Source organism: Streptomyces sp. NPDC014801 (assembly GCF_043082085.1).
In the GTDB taxonomy this organism is placed as follows: domain Bacteria; phylum Actinomycetota; class Actinomycetes; order Streptomycetales; family Streptomycetaceae; genus Streptomyces.
In genome coordinates this window covers 17217-38417 of record NZ_JBIBXG010000014.1, presented here as the reverse complement: position 1 = coordinate 38417, position 21201 = coordinate 17217, and the positions used below count along the sequence as shown (strand labels likewise).

Below are 21201 nucleotides of genomic sequence, written 5' to 3'. Positions count from 1 at the left end.
CCACCTCATGACCACTTTCCGGATCAGCCCGGCTGTCGCCGACGCCTACCCCGACACCCTCGTCGCCGTCGTCACCGCAACCGGCCTGCGCGCCGGCGAGCCCTGGCCCGCCACCACAGCCGCGCTGGGCGAACTGGAAGCCCAACTCGCCGACGGCACCTGGCACCCCGCCGAGGAGAACGACCCGCGCATCGAGGCGTGGCATACCGCCTACCGGTCCTTCGGCACCAACCCCCGCCGCATCCGCCCCAGCGTCGACGCGCTGGGCCGCCGCATGGCCAAGAAGGGCACCTTGCCCCGGATCAACCCGGCCGTGGACTCCTACAACGCCGTCTCGGTGCGCCACGGCCTGCCCGTCGGCGCCTTCGACCTCGACCACGTCCGCGGCGACATCGAGATCCGCCATGCCGACGGCAGCGAGACCTTCACCCCGCTCGGCGAACCCGACACGGTCGAGCAGCCCAAGCCGGGCGAGGTCGTCTACCTCGACGGCATCGACGTGCTCACCCGGCACTGGAACCACCGCGACGCCCACCGCACCCGGGTCACCGAAGCCTCCACGCACGTCGCTTTCGTCCTGGAGACCGTCGCGGCGACCCGCGACGGGCACCTGCTCAAGGCCGCGGCCGAGGAACTGCGCACCCTGCTCCAGCCGCACTGCGAACAGAGCGCCGTACACCACCTCAGCCCGGCGCACCCCGGCACCACCGTCTGACCATCCCTCCCCGGCCGCCTGGAGGTTCGCCTTGTTCACCGGTCTGAGCGCCTTCCCGCTCACTCCCGTCCCCGGCAACGGAAACGTCGACGAAAGGGCGTTCGCCGCGCTGGTCGAGCGGCTCGCGGCCGCGGGCGTCGACTCGATCGGGGCGCTGGGCTCCACCGGCTCCTACGCCTATCTCACCCGCGAGGAACGCGCCCGCGTCGCGCGCATCGCGGTCGAGCACGCCGACGCAGTGCCGGTCATCGTCGGCATCGGGGCTCTGCGCACCCGCCAGGTGCTCCAGGCGGCCGAGGACGCGCAGAACGCCGGCGCGGCCGGAGTCCTGCTCGCGCCGGTGTCGTACCAGCCACTGACCGAGGACGATGTCTTCGGCCTGTACGAAGAGGTCACCGCGCACCTGTCGATCCCCCTGGTGATCTACGACAACCCCGCCACCACGCACTTCGCCTTCACCGACGAGTTGTACGCACGCCTGGCCCGGCTGCCGCGGGTGGCGTCCCTCAAGATCCCGCCGCTTCCCACCGACCCCGAGCAGGCCCGGGCTCGTGTCGCTCACCTGCGCCGGCTCCTGCCCGCGACCGTGACGCTGGGCGTCAGCGGGGACGTGGCAGCCGCCGGCGGCCTGAACGCCGGATGTGACGCCTGGTACTCGGTGATCGGCGGCACCTTCCCGGAGCCGGCTCTCGCCCTGACCCGCGCCGCCCAGGCCGGCCATCACGAGCGGGCTCTCGAGGAGTCGCAGCGCCTCCAGCCCCTGTGGGACCTGTTCGCCCAATACGGCGGATCGCTGCGGGTCGTCGCCGCGGCCGCCGCCCACCTGGGCCTGACCGCCCACCGCAACCTCCCCCTGCCGCTGCGCGGCCTCGACGCCGAGGGACGCGCCCACGTCGCCACAGTCATCGAGCAGCTTCAGCTGCACATCTGACGGCCCGTCACTCACGGCACCTCGCCGCAGATCCGCCTGCAGCGGCGGGGCGCAAGAAGCGGATCACGGGATGGCCGGGGTCGTGGGTGACCTCGGCGCGCACGCCGTAGACCTGTTCGATGAGGGCGGGCGTCAGCACCTCGGCCGGAGTGCCCACGGCAACGGTGCGGCCGTCGCGCAGGACGAGCAGGCGGTCGCAGTACATCGCGGCGAGGTTGAGGTCGTGCAGGGCGATGACGGTGGTGACCGGCAGGCTCACGACGAGGGCCAGGAGGTCGAGCCGGTGCTGGATGTCGAGGTGGTTGGTGGTTTCGTCCAGGAGGAGTTCGCGAGGTTCCTGGGCGAGGGCGCGGGCGATCTGAGCGCGTTGGCGTTCTCCACCGGAGAGGGTGTGCCAGGACTGGCCGGCCCGCTCGGCCAGACCGGTGCGCGCGAGGGCGCCGTCGACGGCTGCCGTGTCGGCCGCGATCGCCGGGCTCCAGGCGCGGCGGTGCGGGATGCGGCCGAGGGCGACGACGTCCCGCACGGTCCCGGTGACCGACGTTTCTGGGCTCCGGCGGGACCGTCCTCTGATGACTGCGCAGAGAGATGACCGTCGTGCGCGGCGCTGCCGACTACCCATCAGGCGTGCACTGTTGGACCGTACCCAGTCGCGGACGCCGGCCGAGACGCCGACGGTCTCGCCTCGCTGTCACCGCCCTTCAGGCGGCTCCGGCGCCTGCTCTCTGATGTCGCGCAGTGCCTCCTCGAACAGCCCCCGCGCCCGCGTGAACCAGTCCGTCAGTACCGCGATCTCGTCGGCGCCGTAGTCGGCGAAGAGGGCACCCAGGCGCTCGTACACGGGGCCGTAGACCGCGAGGATGCGCTCCTGGGCCGTCTCCTCCATCACCACGACCACGCGCCGCCGGTCGTCGGGGTCGGGGGCGCGGCGGATGTAGCCGGCTTTCTCCAGCCGGTTCAGCACACCGGTCACCGCGCCCGTCGTCAGGCGCGCCCGCTCGGCGAGGTCACCGGCGACCAGCGACTCCCCCGCCGTGGATGCCTCGATGAGGAAGCCGAGGCAGGTGAGGTCGGTGACGTTCAGCCCGAGCCTGCGAGCGATGTCCTGCTGGCCGAACTGGGCCGTCGCGATCATCCGGTCCATGGCGTAGAGCGCCTGGTCGCTCGTCGCGGCCGGGCGCGCCTTGCGGTGCCCCACAGATTCCCCTTAGCATCTAAGAAACTTAGCTCGCGAGATAAATTACCTCGCTCTAGCGGCTCACAACTGTGGGCCGCCCCCTCATCCTCACAGCTCTCAGGGAGCACGCTCATGTCCCTCCACGGAGACGACCCGTACGACCTCGGACACACGGTCGCCGGCTGGACCGGTACGGCGCTGGCCGCGCTGGGCTCCGCGCTGTGCGGACTCGGGGTGATCGCGGCCTCGGGTCTGCTCGTGTGCGCCGGCGCCGCCGTCCTCGTCCTGGCGCTCCTCGCCACGTGGGCGCTCCATCTGGCGGGCTGGGGCAAGCCGAGCGGGCCCCGCCCGGTCGAGCAGTGGAACTGGCGCGTCCGCGACACCGGCGCGCGCACCGGGCACCCCGGCTGCCTGGGGTGCCGCCTGGCAGGACGTGCCGGCGCGCGCCGCCCGTACCCCACACCCGTGACGCGGCAGGCGTCGGCTGCGGCGGAGCAGCCGGCGGGCAGGCCACGAGAGGCCACACCGACGTCCGTATGAGCCCCGCGCCCAGGCGTGGAACCACCTCGTCCGGCAGGTAGGCGAGAGTCGCGGCGCCTCGGAGGGGTACGGCTCAGGGCGCCCTTTGAGCACGGACCGTGCCGCCTGGCTCCTCCGCCTGCGGGGCGAGCGCCGTGCCTCGACAGGACGAACCAGTCGTTTGTGCCCTGCGCGCAGGGGGGACCCTGCGACCCATGACACGTACGCGACGCCGGATGGGGCAGAACTGGGTGCTGCGGCTGCTGGACGGCCTGGAGCGGCAGCCTCGCACGGATGCAGTGATCGATCTGGTCGGCCGGGGCGTGCGCGCCCTGCCGCTGGGCGGTGCCCGAGATGTGCTGCACGGCAGGTGGCTGGGCCATCCGGTGCATCCACTGATGGTGCAGGTGCCGATCGGAAGCTGGCTGTCCGCCGCCGTGCTCGACCTGCGCCCCGGTCGCTCACGGGAGGCCGGACTGCTCATCGGCGTAGGGCTGGCCGCTGCCGCCCCCGCCGTGCTCACCGGGGCCGTCGACTGGGCCGAACTGCACCGCCCGCAGCAGCGGGTCGGCCTGGTGCACGCGCTGAGCAACACGGCCGCCGTCGGACTGTACGCCGCCTCGCTCGTCTGCCGCGCCAAGGGCCGCACCGGGGCGGGGCGCGGCTTCGCGTTCCTGGGGCTCACGGCGGCTGCGACCGGTGGCATGCTGGGCGGCCATCTCGCCTACCGGCAGGCATCCGGTGCCAACCACGCCGAAGAGGTGCCGTACGTCGTCTCGCCGGGCTGGCACCGGGTCGGCGCCGTGGCCGAATTCCCGGCCGGCCAGGCGGTACGGCGCGCTGTCGACGACGTGCCGGTCCTGGTGGTCCGCGAGGCCGGAGGAGCCGTCCATGCGCTGGCCGAGCGGTGCAGCCACCTGGCCGGACCGCTGTCCGAGGGCACCGTCGAGGACGGATGTGTGCGGTGCCCGTGGCACGGAAGCGTCTTCCGGCTCTCGGACGGCTGGAACGTCCAGGGACCGGCCACTGCTCCCCAGCCCGCCTTCGACACCCGGATCGTCGACGGCCACGTCGAAGTGCGCCTGCGTGGCGGGGAGGACGCGGGATAGAGGCGGGGGCAGAACGGCCGGCGAGCGCGGGAGAAGGTGACTCACGCAGCCGATCAGCAGGCCTGGCGGGTCACTTGCGGCCCGCTCGGGACCCCCGGTAGGCGGCGCGGCGGACGGCGGCCAGCGCGGGGCCGGGCGTGAACTGCCGGGCGTCCCGTTCGTAGATGTCGAAGTCCGCGCTCTGCTTCGCCGGTATCGGCAGGGCCGTGTGGACGGTGAGGACCGCGAAGGGGCGCCAGAAGGCGCGGCCGGCCGCCTCGGCGCACAGGTCGAAGACGAGCGGCCCGGCGCGCAGGGCCCGGGCCACGCTCGTCGGGTCGCCGTGGACCGGAAGCCGACGGGACCGCCGGGGAAGGGCCGCCAGGAGGCTCGGGCGACCGCCCACCCGGTAGGACAGGAGGCTGGAGTACGGGCCGGCCAGCACGTCGGCGCGCGGCAGCGGCAGATGGCGGGTCAGCCTGCCACGGCCGCTGCTCGTGAACAGCAGATCGAGGGGCTTGCCGGCGCCGTCGGCATCGTCCACACGGACGGCCAGCCCGAGCCCGTCGGGCAGGCGCCGCGGCAGACCGGCCGCTCGGGACAGCCGTGCCGTGGCGGCATGGTGCCCCGGCCGGTCCAGCCATGGCACACCCCAGCGTCCACGGCCGCCGTCGGCCACCTCCAGATCGGCGGCACAGGTCAGTCCGTCGGGATGGAGAGCCGGCGCTCCCCGCAGGCGCGCCAGCCCCCGGAACGCGGACTCCACCCCGCCGACCTGCCCTTCCACGGCGCGGTCACGGACCGGACCAGCCGGCTTCCCACTCGGCATTGCCGTCCCCGTCCTGCTCGTCTCCCTCCGCCTGCGAGGGGGTGGTGCGCGGTGCGTCACGGCGGCCGGTGGACTCCCGCTCGCCGTCCTCACCGGTCGTCGGCTCCGCTTCGCCCTCGGCCTGCGACTGCGTGTTCTCGGTCATGGCCCGCCTCTCTGTCTGTGTCACCTGTCTGCGTCAGCTGTCCGTGCTCGGCACCGGCGCGGGGGTGTCCCGACAGTCCTGGGCGCGAAGTGCCCCTCGCCCGCCCCGAGCGCCTGCCTCCCTGCGCGCAGAAGGACCGCCGAGTACCCGGGGCGGCATCCCTCACGCCGCTGGGATGCGTGCCGTCGCGAGGTGGCTCGTGCGTCGCGAGCGTCCGAGCGGTGCGGTCAGTGAGGGACGGCATCCAACGACGGGTAGGTGTTCACCACCCGGTCCACGCCCGTGAGGTGCAGCATCTGCCGCACGGGAGCGCTGGGGGCGATCAGGGCGAGACGGGCGTCCGTGGTGCGCGAGGTGCGGTGGGCATGGATGAGAGCGGTCAGCCCGGTGGAGTCCAGGAAGGTCACGGCCGACAGGTCGACGAGCACCTGTCGGTCGGCGAGCAACAGGGGTTCCAAGGCGTCGCCGAGACGGTGGGCGGTGTGCAGGTCCAGGTGGCCTTTGACGGTCACCAGAGTCCGGTCGGCGGGCAGGCCGCGAACCTCCACGGCAATGGGCGTGTCTTCCGGGTCGTCGTCAGGCGCCGGTGGGACGGTACTCACGCAGCCTCCTTCCCTCGCGGGGTGACGGCTCAAGGGGTCAGCTCTTCCTGGTGGCCACCGCGCCACTCGGCGAGCAACACCGTCGCGTCGTCGTTGAGCAGCCCGTCGTGATGGTCCAGGACCGCCGCCATCAGCCGGCGCAAGGTCTCGTGCAGAGCGAGCCGGCCGGCGTGGTGGCGACGGATGAAATCGACGAACCGTTCCCGGCCGAACTCCCTGCCCCGGCTGTCGCGGGCCTCGACGACCCCGTCGGTGTACAGGAGCAGTCGGTCGCCGGGCTGCAGCTGCTCGGTGCGGACGGTCACGGGCAGGGCGAGGTCGGCGCCCATGGGTCCCGCGGGCGGGCACTCCAGTTCGGTCGTCCAGCGGTTGTCGCGGATGAGGATCGGGAGGTGATGGCCACGGTTGATCCACCTCAGCCGGCCGCTCGCCATGTCGAGGTCGGCGAGGATCGCCGTGACGTAGCGGCTGGTGCTGAACTGCTCCAGCAGCACCCTTTCCACCTCCTCGCTGGTCTGGGCCAGTGAGGCACCCTGGCGGCGGGCGTTGCGGCAGGCGGTCACCGCGACGTTCGCGGTGATGCCCGCGGTCGTGTCATGGCCCATGGCGTCGAAGACGCCCAGGTGCAAGGTGGTGCCGTTGACGGCGTAGTCGAAGGCGTCGCCGCCTATCTGGTAGGCGGGTTCCATGACGGCGGCCAGGGTGACGTCGTGTCCGGCGTACGCGTTGGGCGGAGTGAGGTTCCACTGCATCTCGGCCGCGACGTTCATGGTCTCGGTGCGGACCATCTGCGCGTAGGCGTCGCTGAAGGACCGCTTGCTGAGCAGCAGCAGAGCCGTCATCGAGGCCAGGTCGCGGAGGATGTCACGGACCGTCTCCTCCTCGACGTCGGTGTCGGCCCGCAGCACACCCAGCCGCTCCACCCCGTCCGTCACGGCCACCCACCAGCGCCGCCGCCCACCCGACGCTCCCCCGGGCGCCGGCTCGGCCAGCAGGTCCACTCGTTGGAAGGCCTGACCCGGCAGGCTGCCTCGGACGGTGAAGACCTGGTCACCGCTCGCTGCCTGCCCTCCCGTGCGGGCGAGCCGGCGCAGCACCGTCTCACGGAGGTCCACGACGAAGAGGGCCGTGTCGTACAGGCAGGCCTCGGCGGCGTGCTCGGCGATCAGGTCGGGGAGCTGGTCGAGCGTGACGGTATGGCTGGCCTGCATCATCCGTACCAGGGACAAGGCTGCCGCAGCTCTGTCAGGCATGGCAGGGACCCGCCCGGCCGTCTCCGGTGGGCGAGGCGCCGTCCCGCAGCGGTCGTCCGGGGAGACGGCGGGGCATCGGTATCACGGTTCCTCCTCGGCAGAACCGGACCAGGGGATTGCCGGCTTCCCGGGATTGCCGGGTTCCCTCCTTTTCACCACCCTTGCAGCCCACTGGCGCACACACGGCAGGGCGGGGCGCGCCCGCCGTGCCGTGCCCCGTCCGGCCGGCGACCGCCCCGTCGTGGGTGGTCGCGGGGGACCCGCTCGAGGAGGTGACCGGCGAGCGATGCCACCCGGCCCACCGGCTACGGCACCACAGACGCCGGCCGGGACCTGCGGGGCAGGCCGCGGCCGGTGGGCCCCCGGTCGCCGGCACCAGGTGTCAGCCGGCACCAGGTGTCACTGCTGCGCGAAGTGCTTCCTGAGCCATGTGAGCAGGGCCGCGAACGCAGGGGTCATGGCGGCGTCCGACTGTTCCAGGACCGTCGTGCGGTCGCCGGACTCCGCTGTGATCGTGTAACTCATCGCGTCCCTGGCGCGCTCGGCCCGGCTCTCGTCCGGGGGCATGGAGGCGGCTTCGTCCAGCAGTCGAGCCAGTTCGGCCTTGGCGGCCTCGGGCAGGGCGTCCGTGTCCAGAACCTTGGGCGGGCGGCCGAACTCGGTCACGGCCGCCAGCCCGCCGTAGCTCTGCAAAGTCACCTTCACTTGGTGCCCTTGAGCGCGGCCACGTCCTTGGCCAGACCCGTGACCTTGTCGTTCAGCGCCCCGATCTGCCGTGCGATGGCCGCCAGACCGTCTTCCCGGCCCGCGCCGTTGCTGTTGCCGTTGCCGTTGACGGCGAAGCTCCGTACCCGGGCGACTCCGGTGGGGACGCCCTTGACCGGGACTTCCACCTCCTGCCATGCCGACAGCACCGCCGACTGTTCGGAACTGCCGATGCCGAACAGTTCCCCGGCCTTCTGGAAGGTCGTGCCCGCGAAGTCCTGGAACTCGTCCCTCGCGCTGGACGCCTTGAGGGCTTCGTACCAGATGGTTCCGGCAGCCTCATAGGCGAATCCGCCGATACGGACGGCCGTCAGGTAGAAGGCCTTGTTCGGAATCCCGGAGTTGAAGTGCACTCCGCCGAAGTCACCTTGCTTGGTGTCGGGCAGGTGGAGGAACTTGCTCATCCGGTCGGGCTGGGGGTCTTTCCCGAACACGGGGTTGTCGTAGGCGTGTCCCGGGTCCTTCATCGACCGCAGGGCGTCGCCGCCGATCCCCGGAGTCCACACGTCGGCCCCGATCAGCCAGTCCGCCTCGTCGGCCGTCTGCTTCAGCGACCACTGCTTGACCAGCGAACCGAAGACGTCCGACATCGACTCGTTGAGGGCGCCGGACTGCTTGTGGTATTCGAATCCGGAGGTGTTGTCCGTGACCCCGTGCGTCAATTCGTGGGCGATCACTTCGAGGGACCCCGTGAGATTGCTGAACTTCTTCCCGTCTCCGTCGCCGAAGAGCATCTCCCGGCCGTCCCAGAAAGCATTGTTGAGACGGAAACCGAAGTGCACATATCCGTCCAGACGCATTCCCCTGTCGTCGATCGAATTACGCCGGAACACCTCCTTGTAGAAATCCCGCGTAAGGCCGAGTGCGTCGAACGCCCGGTTCACGGACGGGTCCGCGGCCTCCGGGCCGTCCTCCGGCCGGGCCAGGACGGCGCTGCCGAGGACCTCCTGCTGCTCGCAGTCGAAGACGGTGCGGCGGCCGTCACCGGGGGCGGCCGCACCGGCGAAGGACGCGCGGACCGCTCGTTCGCCCCGCAGGCGAGCGGTGACCAGCAGGGTGTCCAGGGCGCTCTGGCGCTCTTCGCCGTCCGCGCTGTCCAGGAGCTTCTCGAGTATGTACGGCGGGATGATGCAGTTGATCGGGCGGTTGCTGCTCATGGGACACCTCCTGGGTGTCAGGACCGACGGCTGATCATTCGTGGGGCTGCGACTGCTTGCCCGGCCGTGCCGAATCGCCGCCCGTCGCATGCGGTCGCCCACGCGCGACGACGGTCTTTTTCGCATTCAACAGAGCCTGAAGCGGTCCGACCGCAGATGCCCGCCCGGCGGGCAGTAAAGAGGGAAGCGTCGACATCGGCCCTCCCCGTTTCCAGCGGCGCTGTCACGCTGATATCCCCAGTCTCCTGCCGTGCGGAGTGACTGGCAAACGCAACCGGAGACGCGGATCCGATTCCTGGGCGGAGAGAAATACGAATATGGTTGAACGCGCAGCGATAATCGTGGCGTCCCCGAGATGCAATGCGCCATGCGGCCCCATAGCGTGGGCGTTGAGAGTGCGTCCAGGGTGTTCCTCTCCCCCTGTCGTGGGTACGGCCGACGGTCGCGTCGCATTGCTTCGCGTGGCGTGGCGTGGCGTGGCGTCGGCACAAGAATCACCCCCTCCCCTGGAGACATCATGGCCACGGTTCCCGCCGCACACCGCCCTGTCTCGGTCTATGTCCTCGCCGGCATCAGACTCTTCAACGGGGCCACCGGTCTGCTGGCACCGGAGTTGCTCATCCGCCGGTTCGACCCCGACCGCGATCCCCCGAGTCCGGCGGCCGTCTACGCCTTCCGTCTCTTCGGCATCCGCACGGTCCTCCTCGGCCTGGACCTGCTGACCCACAGCGGAGCCCGACTGCGCGACGACGTCGGCGCAGGCATCCTGATCCACGCCAGCGACACCGTCACAGCCGCCACACTCGGCATCCACGGGCAGGTCCCGCCGCGCACCGCGGTCCTCACCACCGCCATCTCGGCCGTCAACACCGCCCTGGCCGTCAGCGCCAGCGCCTGCCTCGCCAACTCCCCCAAGGACAAGCGGAAGTGAACACGCAGTCCGCACCCACTCCCCCCACCGAGACCGGCTTCGACTACGTCGTCGTCGGGGCCGGCGCCGGCGGCGGGCCCCTCGCGGCCAACCTCGCCGCGGCGGGGATGCGCACCCTCCTCCTCGACGCCGGTGGCGCGGAGGAGAACGACGACTACCGGGTGCCCGCCTTCCACGCCGACGCCTCCGAGGACCCCGCCCAGTGCTGGAACTACTTCGTACGGCACTACGCCGACGAGCAGCAGCAAGTGCGCGACAGCAAGTTCGTGCCGGGCCGGGGGATCCTCTACCCGCGCGCCGGAACGGTCGGGGGATGCACCGCGCACCACGCGCTGATCACCGTGTACCCCTACAACCGCGACTGGGACGCCATCGCGGAGGAGACCGGCGACGCGACCTGGCACAGCACCGCCATGCGCCGGTATTTCGAGCGGCTGGAGCGCTGCACCTACCGGCCCCGACCCAAGAAGCCACCCCACAGGCCGCTGCCGGCCGCCCTGCTCCGCCTCCTGCCCTTCCTGTCGAACCGGTACCGCAACGACGCCCGGCACGGGTTCGACGGCTGGCTGCCCACCACGCTCGCCGACCCCCGGCTCGCCGTACAGGACGAGCAGTTGCTGAAGGTCATCCTCTCCGCCGCGGAGGACAGCCTCGCCGGTTTCCTCGGCCGTCCGCTGTCCCCGCTCGAGGGGTTCGGTTCCTTCGTCGACCCCAACGACTGGCGGGTGCAGACGCAGGCACTGCAAGGGCTGTGGCAGATCCCCGTCTCCACCGCCGACGGCCGCCGCAGCGCCGTACGCGAGCGTGTCCAGGCCGTACAGCGGGAGCGTCCGGACCACCTGGTGGTGCGCACCCACGCCTTGGCCGCACGGATCGTACTGGACGAGGACAACACGGCGACCGGCGTGGACTATCTGGACGCGGCACACGCCTACCGGGCCGACCCCGCCGCCTGGTCGGCATCCGATCCGCCGGCGCTGCACCGGGTCGTCGCCGCACGCGAGGTGATCCTGGCCACGGGGGCGTTCAACACCCCTCAGCTGCTGATGCTTTCGGGCATCGGGCCGCCCGAGGAACTGCGGCGGCACGGCATCCCGGTACGGGTCGGCCTGCACGGGGTGGGCGCCCATCTCCAGGACCGGTACGAGGTCGGCGTGGTCAGCCAGATGGACCGCGAGTTCCCCGTTCTGCGGGACTGCTCCTTCCACGCTCCGCGGCCCGGAAGCGAACCGGACCGCTGCTACCGCGCCTGGCAGCAGGGCAAGGGCCTCTACACCACCAATGGCGCCGTCCTCGGCATCACCCGCAAGTCACGCCCGGACCTGGACGCCCCCGACCTGTTCATCTTCGGCGGCCCCTTCGACTTCCGCGGCTACCGACCCGGCTACTCCCTGGACCTCACCCACCACAAGGACCGCTTCACCTGGGCCATCCTCAAGAGCCGCACCCGCAACACGGGCGGGCGGGTCAGACTCCGCTCCGGCGACCCCCTCGACACGCCCCTGGTCGATTTCCACTACTTCACCGAGGGCACGGACAAGGAGGGCCTGGACCTCGAAGCGATGGCCGACGCCGTGGAGTTCGTGCGCGGGATGAACCGCAAGGCCGGTTCCGTGATCCGCAAGGAGCTGTGGCCCGGTGAGGGCGTCGACGACCACGACGCCGTGCGCAAGTTCGTCCAGGACGAGGCCTGGGGCCACCACGCGTCGTGCACCTGCCGGATGGGACGCCCCGACGATCCCTCGGCGGTGGTCGACAGCGCCTTCCGGGTCCGCGGGGTGAACCGCCTGCGGATCGTCGACGCCTCGGTGTTCCCGCGCATCCCCGGGTTGTTCGTCGCCACGCCCATCTACATGATCAGCGAGAAGGCGAGCGACGTGATCCTCGGCGACGCGGCCCGCGCCTGACCCCGCAGTCAGACCCCCACCCCCGCGCGCGAGCACGGTCCCCGCGCGACCGCACAGGAGCCACCCAAGGAGTACCGCGATGAGCACGCACCGACGCGCCGCACAGCGTCCCGCGGCCGGATACCGCACGTCACTGCCCTGGCGGATCGTCACCAGCGCCGCCGAGTACATCGACCGCCGCTTCGGCTGGGACAAGCTCCCCGTCGCCGGGGGCCTGCTCACGCTCTTCGGGCTGCGGGTCAGGCTCCGGCAGAAGAACCTCTACGACACCGACGGGCTGCCCTCGACCGACCAGCCCAAGCCGGCGCCGCCGTCCGCGAGCCACCGGGTCAACCGGACCGCCGACGGCAGCCACAACGACCTCGGCGACCCGCGCATGGGCATGGCGGGCACCCGCTTCGGCCGCAACATCCCCCTGGGGCACATCGCGCCCACCGCACCCGAGGACGTGCTCGCCTCACCCAGCCCGCGCAAGGTCAGCCGCACCCTGCTCACCCGGCGGGAGCTGATCGCGGCCGAATCGGTGAACTCCCTGGTCTCCGCATGGCTCCAGTTCATGATCCGTGACTGGTTCAGTCACGGCACGAGCCCCACCGACCGTCCCTGGGAGGTCCCCCTCCTCGACGACGACCCGTGGCCGGAACGGCCCATGCGGATCTTCCGGACCCCGGACGACCCGACCCGTGACCCGCAGGCGCCTCCCGGCACGCCCGACACCCGCGTCAACGTCTCCTCCCACTGGTGGGACGCCTCCCAGATCTACGGCAGGAACGAGGCCGAACAGCACCAGCTGCGCACCGGGCGACTGGGCAAGCTGCACCTGTGGGACGACGGGCGGGCACCCGTTCCCGCGGACCCCTCCCAGGACCCCACACGCGTACCCGGCTTCTGGCTGGGCCTGGCGATGATGCAGGACCTCTTCACCAGGGAGCACAACGCGATCTGCGACCACCTGCACGGCGCCTATCCGTCCTGGGGCGACGAGGAACTGTTCCAGCGGGCCCGGCTGGTCACCGCCGCACTCCTCGCCAAGATCCACACGGTGGAATGGACCCCCGCCGTGATCAGCCACCCCACGACCGTCAAGGCGCTGCGCGCCAACTGGTGGGGCGTCGCCGGCGAACGTGTCCACAACCTGTTCGGCCGGATCAGCGACAGCGAGGTCGTCAGCGGCATCCCCGGCGGCGAGACCGACCACTACGGCGTGCCGTACGCCCTCACCGAGGAGTTCGTGGCGGTCTACCGGATGCACCCGCTGATCCGCGACGACTGGCACCTGCGCTCCGCCGCCGACGACGCGACCCTGCGCAACTGCACCCTGCGCGACATCTCCGGCCCGGGAGCGCTGAAGTTCCTGCAGACCATGGAGATGTCCGACCTGCTGTACAGCTTCGGCACGCTCCCTCCCGGACTGGTGACGCTGCACAACTTCCCCAGGTTCCTCCAGGAGTTCGAGCGGCCCGACGGCCATCTCCAGGACCTCGCCGCGACCGACATCCTGCGCTCCCGGGAGATGGGCGTGCCCCGCTACAACGAGTTCCGGCGGCTGCTGCGGCTCAAGCCCGCGGGCAGCTTCACCGAGCTGGCACACGACCCGGCGACGGCCGAGCGGATCGAGCGGCTCTACGACGGCGACATCGAGAAGGTCGACCTGATGGTCGGACTGTACGCGGAGAAACTCCCGGCCGGCTTCGCCTTCAGCGACACGGCGTTCCGCATCTTCATCCTGATGGCCTCGCGCCGGCTCAACAGCGACCGCTTCTTCACCACCTACTACACCCCCGAGGTCTACTCCAAGGCCGGCATGGCCTGGATCGACGACAACAGCATGGTCACCGTCCTGCTGCGCCACCACCCCGAACTGCGTACGGCCCTGTCCGGGCTGACCAACGCCTTCGTGCCGTGGCACAACGCCACCCGGCAGGACACCTGACATGACTGCGGAGGAGACGTTCCGGCAGGAGCGCGCACGCCAGCTCGCCGCGGCCGCCGAGCGGTACCGGGCGAGCGGGGACGAACGCCGGGCCGTGCAGCGGCAGCAGGACGCCGGCGTGCCCTTCCCGGACTCGGGGCAGGCCATCGCGGCGCGGGCCACGCGCCTGCTGGAGCGGCACGCGGTGCCCGCCGCCCTGGCCGTGGAGGCCGTTCGCGCGCAGCCCCTGACCGCGCCCGACGCCTACGAGCGCATCATCGGGGTGTCCAAGGAGCTGCAGGCGTGGAGCTTCCTGCCGCGCGGCGCACGGGCGGCACGTACCGTCGCCCGGATATCGACCCGGGAGAACGGACGCGAACTGCCGCTCGGCACGGGCTTCCTGGTGTCGCCTCGCCTGCTCATGACCAACCACCACGTGCTGCCCGACGCGGAGACGGCCCGGCAGTGCTTCGTCGAGTTCGACGCGCAGGTCACCGTCGACAACACCCCGCAGCCCGCGACACGCCTCGAGTTCGACCCGGACGGGTTCTTCGTGGCCGACCAGCGCCTGGACTACGCGCTCGTGCTGGTCGCCGCCGGGCCGGACGGGCGGCCGCCGGGCGAGACGTTCGGCTGGAACCGGCTCAGCGTCCAGCCGGGCAAGCTGGTCATCGGCGAGCCCGTCAATGTGATCGGCCACCCGATGGGGCGGCTGAAGGAGATCGCCGTCCGCGACAACATGCTGCAAGTGTGGCTCGACGACTTCCTCCAGTACACGACGGACACCGAGCCGGGCAATTCCGGATCCCCGGTCTTCAACGACCAGTGGGAGGTCGTCGCGCTGCACCACAGCGGGGTGCCGAGGACCGACGAACAGGGGCGGGTCCTGCGCACCGACGGCCAGGTGTGGCAGCCCGGGGACGGCGACGACGCGGTCGACTGGGTGTCCAACGAGGGCGTCCGCGTCAGCTCCATCCTGCAACACCTCGCACAGCTGCCGGCCGACCTGCGCTCGGGTCCGCCGGCCGAGATGGGCGCCGAGTCGGGGCTGGGCGCGCCGGAGTCGCTGGGTACCGCTGCGGCGGTTGCCCCTTTGCCGGATGCGGCCACGGCTGTTCCGGCGCCGGCGGTTCCTGCTCCGGCTGTCGCCGCTACGGCGGTTGCCGCTACGGCATCCGCGGCCGCCGCGTCCGGTCCGGTCACCGCGCCGGCAGGGACGCACACGGGCCTGCGGGCCCGGGACGGCGCGTTCGGCGGCCGACGTCACCTCGTGTTCCTGCACGGGCGCTCCCAGGAGCACAAGGACCCCCAGGACCTGCGCCGCGAGTGGACGGCCGGCCTCAACCAGGGACTCGTCCGTGCCGGACTCCCGACCGTCGACCCGGCCGACGCCTGGTTCCCGTACTACGGCGATCGGCTGGTGCAGGCTCTCGCCGCGCACGAGGCCGTGCCACGGGTCACCGAGGCGGTGGGTCCGTCCCCGGCCGAGGCGGTCGCCCCCGCCTCGCCCACCGCCCGCGCGGTGTACGAGGAGATGATCGGCGAGGCCGCCCGCAAATGGAACCTCCCTCCGGAGCGGCAACCCGACCTCGAACGCATCACCCTGGGCGACGTCGTGGGGCGCCTGCACCGGCAGCTCGGCTGGCTGGCCGCGAGAAGCGACCTCGACGCATGGACCATCGCCCTGATCCTGCGTGACGTGGCCGCCTACCTCGACGACCGACCCGTCCGGGACGCCGTTCTGAGCAGCGTGCTGGAGACGCTGCCCGAGGACGGCGAGGTGATCCTCGTCAGCCACAGCCTCGGCACCGTGGTCGGCATGGACCTCACCACACGGCTGTCTCCCGCCCTGCGCACGATCCACCTGACCACCGTGGGCAGCCCGCTGGGCCTGGACAGCGTGTACAAGCGGCTGCTCATCGGCGGCCCGAAGCGTCCCGACGTGGTGGCGGACTGGCTCAACGGGTGGTCACCGTCCGACGCGGTGGCCATCGGCTGCCCGCTGGCCGACGAGTGGGCGGGCGCGGTGACCGACGTGGCCGTCCTCAACGCCCACGACCGCGCCCACGACATCGCGGAGTACCTGTCCCACCCGGAGGTCGCGGGCGAGATCGGAAGCCACCTCGGACTGGCGGCGGGGTAGCGACCTCTGCCCCGCCCGGTCGAGCTGTCCGGCCGATCACGTGGAGGTGGAGGAAAACGGCGGGCCCGGGGGCTGTTGGCCCTGATAGAACATGGGTCGATGGGTATTCAGGAACGTGACCGCAAGGTATGCCGGCCTCTGCGACGGGCTGGCCTCGAGGTGATCCCCAACGCAGTGCCACCGGGCACGATGCCGTTCGTCCGCGGATACGGTGGGGAGGACGTGGCCGGAGGCTTCTCGCACCGATACGACACCTCGCGGCTGGTTGAGCGCCTCAATGCGGACTGGTACGACCTTGCGGTCTCCTCGGGCCTTTTTGACCACCGGCGCGAGTTCCTCGTGCAGCTTCCGCAGGGCACCCGTTCGCACCGGGCCGCCCTGCAGCGAATGCACAGCGGCGGCCATGCACCGGCACTCTGGACCCGCGTCAGGCTGCTGGATCGCTGGGACATCATGGGCCGAGGCGCGGCATCGGCGTTTCTGGGCGTGCACTCGGGCCACCCGGGCTTCGGCATGATGGCTCTGGACGGCAGCGTGTACGTCTGCGCCTCGACGGGCGAGACCGGCATCAACGTCCTCGTGGTGCATCACCCGGACCGCTCGGAGAACGTCCTGCGACACCTGGAGTGGATCTCGCGTTACGACAGCCCCTATGCGAACCGCGAGGAAAAGCAGCGTGCCGCCGCCTGGCTCGCCAGCCGCGCAAGGGGCCTTCCGGGTCGCTGATGACGAGATCCCGGACGGGCTGACTGATCATGCGCGGAGCCAGATAACAAGGGTGGCCGCGGTGACCGTGCCGAGGAAGACGTTCCCGCGCTTGTCATAACGCGTTGCGACGGCGCGGGAGTTCTTCCGCTTGTCGATGGCCCTCTCCACGGTGTTGCGCTTCTTGCTCCTCATCGAACCCCGGTGGTCGTCCGCCTCGAGATCCCTTGCCCAGCGGGCGGCCTGACTGTCGGCCTTCTTCGGGATCGTGTGCCGGATGCCGCGCCTCCTGCACCGGAACGAACTGGGTGCAGTCGGCCCGCTGCCCCGGCGTGACGATCAGGGCCAGCGGACGGCAGAAGCCGTCTGCGCTCAGGGGAATCAACCGACCGTTGCTCACCGGCAGGGAACGGCCGCAGCCGCTCCCACTCCGCGTCCGACAGCTCGCCGCGTTCACCCCGCCCCATACACAGGACAACGATCCGACCAGGCGACAGTCACATCATCGGCCGGACAGCTCCTAGTTCTTCACGCCGTTGATACCACCCGCGAAGGCGACCAGTTCGGCCTTGCTGGTGAAGATGCAGACATCGGTGTCCAGCGGATTCTCGGCGTACTGATGGAACAACCACTTGCTTTCGATATCGGGCTTGCCGGCGGTCACGCCGTATTGAGCGATCCAGAGGAAATCACCCGCGTTGTCGGTGGTGTCCCGGTGGCGCCAGAAGTCACGGTTGCAGTACAGCCCGATCTTGTGAGTGGAGCCGCACAGCCGCTGCACCTCGGCAATGAAGGCGTCTTTCTCCGCGCAGGTCGCAGCGGTGCCGTTCCGCCTGATCTCCCAGTCGACGGCAAGCAGGTCGTAATCGATGTTCGCGGAGTCCTCCACGAAGTGTGCCGCCTGCTCTTTGATATGCCCCGGGATCAGGAAGTGGTAGAAGCCGACGACGAGACCCACGGCGCGGGCGTGCGCGGCCTGGTCCTTCTGCTTGGAGTTGACCCAGGAACGTCCTTCGGTTGCCTTGACGAACGCGAAGCTGATGCCATCCGTGGGGAAGTTCGCATCCTGATAGCCCGATACGTCATAGCCTTTGATCATCGCTTTCATCTCCCGATGCGTCGATCCGGAGGCAACATGGATCTGCAACAACTACCTTTCTGCACATACAGTCTCCATTCCACGATCCAACCAGTGAACACGTGACGCAACTTTCAGGTCACCGTAGCGAAGCCCGCAAGCCGGAAAGCCATTTCACAGGGTGCAGCAAATTCCGAGAGGTAATTCAGGTAAAGGCGGGCACCTCTCGCCTCATTTGAGGCGTCACCATACCGGGCGACTGTCGCGGTGTAAGACGCCACAAGGACGTCGTCTCGGCGCTTCGGGCTGTGTGGAGTGGGTCGTTGGCGTCCTTGGTGCGTGGGTGCCGGGGCTTGGTGTCGATCCTCTCCACGACACGGAGCTCTGCTGCCCGGATGGCGTCGAGCAGTTGCCGACGTGTCCGAAGGCCAAGGTGCTCTGCCAGGTCGGACAGGATGAGCCAGCCCTCGCCGCCGGGGCGGAGGTGGGCGGACAGTCCGGTGAGGAAGCCGTGGAGCATGCTGCTGTCCGGGTCGTAGACGCCTTGCTCGATGGCGCTCGTCGGACGGGCGGGAAGCCAGGGCGGGTTGCACACGATGAGGTCGGCGCGGCCTTCGGGGAACAGGCCGGGACCCGACACCTCGATACGGTGGGTCAGTGCGAGCCGGTGGGCGTTGTCCCTGGCGCAGGCGAGGGCGCGGGGACTGATGTCGGTGGCCACGACACGGTTGATTCCGCGGCGGGCCAGGACGGCGGCGAGGACGCCCGTTCCCGTGCCGAGGTCGAACGCCGTACTGGTCTCGAACGCCGTACTGGTCTCGCGTGTGCGCTGGACCGCCGGAGGGAGAGGGGCACGGGCGACAAGGTCGACGTACTCGCCTTTGACCGGGGCGAACACCCCGTAGTGGGGGTGGATGCGAGCGCCGAGGGCCGGCACGTCGACGCCCTTCATGCGCCATTGGTGGGCGCCGATCACTCCCAGCAGTTCCCGGAGGGAGACCGCCGTAGGTCCCTGCGGAGGGCCGTACGCTTCCCGGCACGCCTGCCGAACGTCGGGAGCCCGGCGCAAGGCCAGTCCGTAGTCGTCGTCTAGCAGCACCAGGAGCTTTCCGAGCACACGGGCCCGGTGACTGCGGTGGCGGCGGTGCAGATGGAAGGACTCACTCGGGGAAGTGCTGGATCGGGGCGTTGTGCGGTCGAGGCGGCGGCCCATCGCCTGCAGCAGGTGCCGGGCGTTGTGGAAGTCGCCTTGCCAGAGCAGGGCTGTTCCCTCACGCGCCAGGCGGTAGGCGTCGTCGGCCTTCATCCGGTCGTCGGCGAGGACGATCTGCTGTGGAAGGGGGGCGGCGTTCTCGGAATGCCAGCGGGCGGACCGCCTTGTGTCGCCTGTGGTCCAGTGGATGGTGGACACCAGGTACTCCTCGTGGTCGAACGTGCAGGGGCACGAAGAGCACTTCGACGAGGAGCAGGCTGAACGCACGCCTGCCCAGCGGACAGGCGTGTGCAAAGAGGCTGGTGGCCGTTACCGCTCTCGCGTCGAAGCGCCAGAGCGGACGTCCCAGACAACCATGCCGAGCATCAGGGCAGCCCTTTCGGAGGAGTGGCAGCAGGCTCGCACAGGTACTGCGCGGCTTCCAAACCGACCAGTCCGGCGGTGGCCTCAGTTCATCTTCTTGGCGAGGTCGGCGAGGAACTGCGGCATGCGGCCGGCTCCGAAGTCGTAGAAACGCGCCCACTGCGGCTCGACCGCGATGCGCGCCATCCGGTCGTACATGGCCCGGCAGTTCCGCTCGAACTCGGCCGCGAACTCCGGGTCGTAGTTCTTCCGGGCGGCCTCCAGGTACTCCGGGACGACACCCTCGACGATGGTCAGGTGTGCCACACCGCGCACCGACAGGGTCTTGGCTGTGCCGGGACTGTCGCCGGCGTCGATGGTCAGGGCGACGTCGGGCCGGACGGACAGCGCCTTCACCTTGGGCGCGGTGGCCGCCGTCGCCATGACGAGCTCCTCGCCGGTCCAGAAGATCCCGATCGGGACGACGCGGGGCCGTCCGTCGAGTCCGTTGTACGCCAGACGTGCCATGGACGCCTGGCTCAGCAACTCGTGCGCGTCGGCCAGCTCCTGTGCGATCTGCTCCGGGTTCATGATCGTCGTACTCCCTCTCCTGTCGCGCGGCTGCTCGCGGCCGCCCTACCCCTGGGACGGAGCCGCCACCGCGTTCTCGACATCCGACGAGCCGCGGCCTCCGTGTTGCTCGTGCCGCCACGTCCCCGAGGCGACGTCTGACCGCGCCGGATCGGCACCCCGTTCATTTCAGACGGCGATTGATTTCACGATACTGGGGTTCGCTCTCAACTCTGGGTACCGCTTGCACAAGTCGTTGACCAGCTTGCGGAGAAAGTCGCCTGTCGCAGCACGGAACTCATCGAAGGGAACGACACCGCTGGGCCCGTTTCCCTCTCGAACGTGGACCGTGCCTCCCTTGCGATGAAACGTGTACTCCCCCGCTCCCTCGGCGGCTGAATAGGTTCTCTTCGAGGTCCTCTCCAGATCTTGAGGTACACAGAAGAGAACGTACGCCGCGTCGAAAACAGGGCCCGGCCCACTGAAGTCGGCGCCGTCGACACGGAATACGAGATCACCCCAGAACATTTCCCAAGTGAGGTCGTACAGATCGGCTTGCGCCAGCGTCTGCCGAAGCCTTGGAGTGTCGGCACCGTCGATGATGCCCGATACGCGGTAGTCGAGTTCTATCATTCTGCCGCCTTCCTTCAAGTTCTACCCGCGGACCGGGCTGGCGAGGTTGATGCGTTGCAGGACCCCGCTCCACGCCTGACCTTGACCTTCAGTTACTGGAACTAGGCGGTCCAGCCGAAAAGCGGCAGAGTCCGAGATTTCCATCTCGAGCGATCTGACAAGGTAGCGCCCCTGAGGAAGGTGAATGGAGCAACTGTTGTCCGGCGTCACATCACTCCCTGCGTAGCCGCAGTCGAAGAGTACGACTGGCTCGTTCGGGATGTGCACCATCGGCCCCGTGGTCCAGGCAGCGCTTTGCTCTGCCTTCTGCAGGGCTTCCGCCGCGGCATCTTCACTGTCAGCGTAGTCCCATCGGATGAAGGTCCGAGAACTCTCGTCGTACGCGATCGGCATGGGTTCTCCTGACATACACAAAAGGCCGCCGAGGGAGGGATGTTCGATGACCGACACGTAATCAGGCACCGCCGCAATGGCTTCCTGTCCGGTCCAGCCCTCCACCGCGCTCTCCGGACACAACACGTACCGAGCGAAATCAGTCTGCAGCCATCGCATGTGTGGTCCTTTCGCGGTGCCTTGCCACGCTTCA

At 70.0% G+C, this 21201-nt stretch carries 22 protein-coding genes and 1 pseudogene; 9 read left to right on the top strand and 14 right to left on the bottom strand.

Annotated elements, in window-relative coordinates:
* Positions 1 to 7 precede the first annotated feature (7 nt).
* Together ACF1AL_RS31370 and ACF1AL_RS31365 are read left to right on the top strand one after the other, a co-directional pair.
* Positions 8 to 715: a B3/4 domain-containing protein gene (locus ACF1AL_RS31370; RefSeq protein WP_391778488.1), complete on the top strand. Its 708-nt coding sequence runs from the start codon at positions 8 to 10 to the stop codon at positions 713 to 715.
* A 31-nt stretch (positions 716 to 746) separates the two neighbouring features.
* Complete coding sequence (locus tag ACF1AL_RS31365) at positions 747 to 1646, top strand: dihydrodipicolinate synthase family protein (protein ID WP_391778487.1); 900 nt, start codon at positions 747 to 749, stop codon at positions 1644 to 1646.
* Between the two features lie 7 nt (positions 1647 to 1653).
* Here ACF1AL_RS31365 and ACF1AL_RS31360 read toward each other — a convergent pair.
* Positions 1654 to 2262 (bottom strand): annotated as a pseudogene (locus ACF1AL_RS31360) (ABC transporter ATP-binding protein); the annotation flags it as partial.
* A 75-nt stretch (positions 2263 to 2337) separates the two neighbouring features.
* Complete coding sequence (locus ACF1AL_RS31355; protein ID WP_366841330.1) at positions 2338 to 2790, bottom strand: MarR family transcriptional regulator; 453 nt, start codon at positions 2788 to 2790, stop codon at positions 2338 to 2340.
* A gap of 165 nt (positions 2791 to 2955) precedes the next feature.
* On the opposite strand from ACF1AL_RS31355, the gene ACF1AL_RS31350 reads away from it, so the two are divergent.
* Together ACF1AL_RS31350 and ACF1AL_RS31345 are read left to right on the top strand one after the other, a co-directional pair.
* Positions 2956 to 3363 (top strand): HGxxPAAW family protein, encoded by a 408-nt coding sequence (locus ACF1AL_RS31350; RefSeq protein ID WP_391778486.1) that lies wholly within the window; start codon positions 2956 to 2958, stop codon positions 3361 to 3363.
* 194 nt (positions 3364 to 3557) lie between these two features.
* Complete coding sequence (locus tag ACF1AL_RS31345) at positions 3558 to 4451, top strand: Rieske 2Fe-2S domain-containing protein (protein WP_391778485.1); 894 nt, start codon at positions 3558 to 3560, stop codon at positions 4449 to 4451.
* Between the two features lie 70 nt (positions 4452 to 4521).
* Here the strand turns inward: ACF1AL_RS31345 and ACF1AL_RS31340 are convergent, their stop codons facing one another.
* The 6 genes from ACF1AL_RS31340 to ACF1AL_RS31315 form a co-directional block, all read right to left on the bottom strand.
* Positions 4522 to 5217 (bottom strand): phosphodiesterase, encoded by a 696-nt coding sequence (locus tag ACF1AL_RS31340; protein ID WP_391828372.1) that lies wholly within the window; start codon positions 5215 to 5217, stop codon positions 4522 to 4524.
* Positions 5218 to 5224: 7 nt separating this feature from the next.
* Entirely contained in the window at positions 5225 to 5404 is a 180-nt protein-coding gene (locus ACF1AL_RS31335; protein WP_391828370.1) for a hypothetical protein, read from the bottom strand.
* Between the two features lie 227 nt (positions 5405 to 5631).
* The gene (locus ACF1AL_RS31330) at positions 5632 to 6006 is read right to left on the bottom strand and encodes an STAS domain-containing protein (RefSeq protein ID WP_391699320.1); all 375 of its coding nucleotides are present in this window, start codon (positions 6004 to 6006) and stop codon (positions 5632 to 5634) included.
* Between the two features lie 29 nt (positions 6007 to 6035).
* Positions 6036 to 7259 carry a PP2C family protein-serine/threonine phosphatase gene (locus ACF1AL_RS31325; RefSeq protein WP_391828368.1) on the bottom strand — a complete coding sequence of 408 codons (1224 nt, stop codon included), beginning with the start codon at positions 7257 to 7259 and terminating at the stop codon, positions 6036 to 6038.
* A 399-nt stretch (positions 7260 to 7658) separates the two neighbouring features.
* On the bottom strand, positions 7659 to 7958 hold the full coding sequence (locus ACF1AL_RS31320; protein WP_391820053.1) for a protealysin inhibitor emfourin: 300 nt from the start codon (positions 7956 to 7958) through the stop codon (positions 7659 to 7661).
* Positions 7959 to 7960: 2 nt separating this feature from the next.
* On the bottom strand, positions 7961 to 9181 hold the full coding sequence (locus ACF1AL_RS31315; RefSeq protein WP_391820055.1) for a M4 family metallopeptidase: 1221 nt from the start codon (positions 9179 to 9181) through the stop codon (positions 7961 to 7963).
* A gap of 517 nt (positions 9182 to 9698) precedes the next feature.
* On the opposite strand from ACF1AL_RS31315, the gene ACF1AL_RS31310 reads away from it, so the two are divergent.
* From ACF1AL_RS31310 to ACF1AL_RS31290, 5 genes are all read left to right on the top strand, one after another.
* Complete coding sequence (locus ACF1AL_RS31310) at positions 9699 to 10112, top strand: hypothetical protein (protein WP_391657606.1); 414 nt, start codon at positions 9699 to 9701, stop codon at positions 10110 to 10112.
* Positions 10109 to 12019, top strand: a complete 1911-nt coding sequence (locus ACF1AL_RS31305) for a GMC family oxidoreductase (RefSeq protein WP_391828366.1) — start codon at positions 10109 to 10111, stop codon at positions 12017 to 12019. Before ACF1AL_RS31310 ends, ACF1AL_RS31305 begins: the two co-directional genes overlap by 4 nt.
* A gap of 79 nt (positions 12020 to 12098) precedes the next feature.
* On the top strand, positions 12099 to 13952 hold the full coding sequence (locus ACF1AL_RS31300; protein WP_391828364.1) for a peroxidase family protein: 1854 nt from the start codon (positions 12099 to 12101) through the stop codon (positions 13950 to 13952).
* 1 nt (position 13953) lies between these two features.
* The gene (locus ACF1AL_RS31295) at positions 13954 to 16074 is read left to right on the top strand and encodes a trypsin-like serine peptidase (protein ID WP_391828362.1); all 2121 of its coding nucleotides are present in this window, start codon (positions 13954 to 13956) and stop codon (positions 16072 to 16074) included.
* 99 nt (positions 16075 to 16173) lie between these two features.
* On the top strand, positions 16174 to 16800 hold the full coding sequence (locus ACF1AL_RS31290) for a hypothetical protein (protein ID WP_391820063.1): 627 nt from the start codon (positions 16174 to 16176) through the stop codon (positions 16798 to 16800).
* 27 nt (positions 16801 to 16827) lie between these two features.
* Here ACF1AL_RS31290 and ACF1AL_RS31285 read toward each other — a convergent pair whose 3' ends face one another.
* From ACF1AL_RS31285 to ACF1AL_RS31260, 6 genes are all read right to left on the bottom strand, one after another.
* Positions 16828 to 16974 carry a hypothetical protein gene (locus ACF1AL_RS31285; RefSeq protein WP_391828360.1) on the bottom strand — a complete coding sequence of 49 codons (147 nt, stop codon included), beginning with the start codon at positions 16972 to 16974 and terminating at the stop codon, positions 16828 to 16830.
* A 325-nt stretch (positions 16975 to 17299) separates the two neighbouring features.
* Positions 17300 to 17926: a glycoside hydrolase family 25 protein gene (locus tag ACF1AL_RS31280; RefSeq protein WP_391828358.1), complete on the bottom strand. Its 627-nt coding sequence runs from the start codon at positions 17924 to 17926 to the stop codon at positions 17300 to 17302.
* A gap of 136 nt (positions 17927 to 18062) precedes the next feature.
* Positions 18063 to 19268 (bottom strand): methyltransferase, encoded by a 1206-nt coding sequence (locus tag ACF1AL_RS31275; protein ID WP_391828356.1) that lies wholly within the window; start codon positions 19266 to 19268, stop codon positions 18063 to 18065.
* A 249-nt stretch (positions 19269 to 19517) separates the two neighbouring features.
* Positions 19518 to 20003: a pyridoxamine 5'-phosphate oxidase family protein gene (locus tag ACF1AL_RS31270; RefSeq protein ID WP_391828354.1), complete on the bottom strand. Its 486-nt coding sequence runs from the start codon at positions 20001 to 20003 to the stop codon at positions 19518 to 19520.
* Positions 20004 to 20171: 168 nt separating this feature from the next.
* Complete coding sequence (locus ACF1AL_RS31265; RefSeq protein WP_391778471.1) at positions 20172 to 20615, bottom strand: hypothetical protein; 444 nt, start codon at positions 20613 to 20615, stop codon at positions 20172 to 20174.
* Between the two features lie 21 nt (positions 20616 to 20636).
* Positions 20637 to 21167, bottom strand: a complete 531-nt coding sequence (locus ACF1AL_RS31260; protein WP_391828352.1) for an Imm21 family immunity protein — start codon at positions 21165 to 21167, stop codon at positions 20637 to 20639.
* Positions 21168 to 21201 lie beyond the last annotated feature (34 nt).

What these genes read in the sequence shown, in the direction of transcription:
- ACF1AL_RS31370 (WP_391778488.1), top strand. Translation starts at nt 8, where the DNA reads ATGACCACTTTCCGGATCAGCCCGGCTGTCGCCGACGCCTACCCCGAC.
- ACF1AL_RS31355 (WP_366841330.1), bottom strand. Translation starts at nt 2,790, where the DNA reads ATGGACCGGATGATCGCGACGGCCCAGTTCGGCCAGCAGGACATCGCT.
- ACF1AL_RS31350 (WP_391778486.1), top strand. Translation starts at nt 2,956, where the DNA reads ATGTCCCTCCACGGAGACGACCCGTACGACCTCGGACACACGGTCGCC.
- ACF1AL_RS31345 (WP_391778485.1), top strand. Translation starts at nt 3,558, where the DNA reads ATGACACGTACGCGACGCCGGATGGGGCAGAACTGGGTGCTGCGGCTG.
- ACF1AL_RS31335 (WP_391828370.1), bottom strand. Translation starts at nt 5,404, where the DNA reads ATGACCGAGAACACGCAGTCGCAGGCCGAGGGCGAAGCGGAGCCGACG.
- ACF1AL_RS31325 (WP_391828368.1), bottom strand. Translation starts at nt 7,259, where the DNA reads ATGCCTGACAGAGCTGCGGCAGCCTTGTCCCTGGTACGGATGATGCAG.
- ACF1AL_RS31315 (WP_391820055.1), bottom strand. Translation starts at nt 9,181, where the DNA reads ATGAGCAGCAACCGCCCGATCAACTGCATCATCCCGCCGTACATACTC.
- ACF1AL_RS31310 (WP_391657606.1), top strand. Translation starts at nt 9,699, where the DNA reads ATGGCCACGGTTCCCGCCGCACACCGCCCTGTCTCGGTCTATGTCCTC.
- ACF1AL_RS31300 (WP_391828364.1), top strand. Translation starts at nt 12,099, where the DNA reads ATGAGCACGCACCGACGCGCCGCACAGCGTCCCGCGGCCGGATACCGC.
- ACF1AL_RS31295 (WP_391828362.1), top strand. Translation starts at nt 13,954, where the DNA reads ATGACTGCGGAGGAGACGTTCCGGCAGGAGCGCGCACGCCAGCTCGCC.
- ACF1AL_RS31290 (WP_391820063.1), top strand. Translation starts at nt 16,174, where the DNA reads ATGGGTATTCAGGAACGTGACCGCAAGGTATGCCGGCCTCTGCGACGG.
- ACF1AL_RS31285 (WP_391828360.1), bottom strand. Translation starts at nt 16,974, where the DNA reads ATGAGGAGCAAGAAGCGCAACACCGTGGAGAGGGCCATCGACAAGCGG.
- ACF1AL_RS31270 (WP_391828354.1), bottom strand. Translation starts at nt 20,003, where the DNA reads ATGAACCCGGAGCAGATCGCACAGGAGCTGGCCGACGCGCACGAGTTG.
- ACF1AL_RS31265 (WP_391778471.1), bottom strand. Translation starts at nt 20,615, where the DNA reads ATGATAGAACTCGACTACCGCGTATCGGGCATCATCGACGGTGCCGAC.
- ACF1AL_RS31260 (WP_391828352.1), bottom strand. Translation starts at nt 21,167, where the DNA reads ATGCGATGGCTGCAGACTGATTTCGCTCGGTACGTGTTGTGTCCGGAG.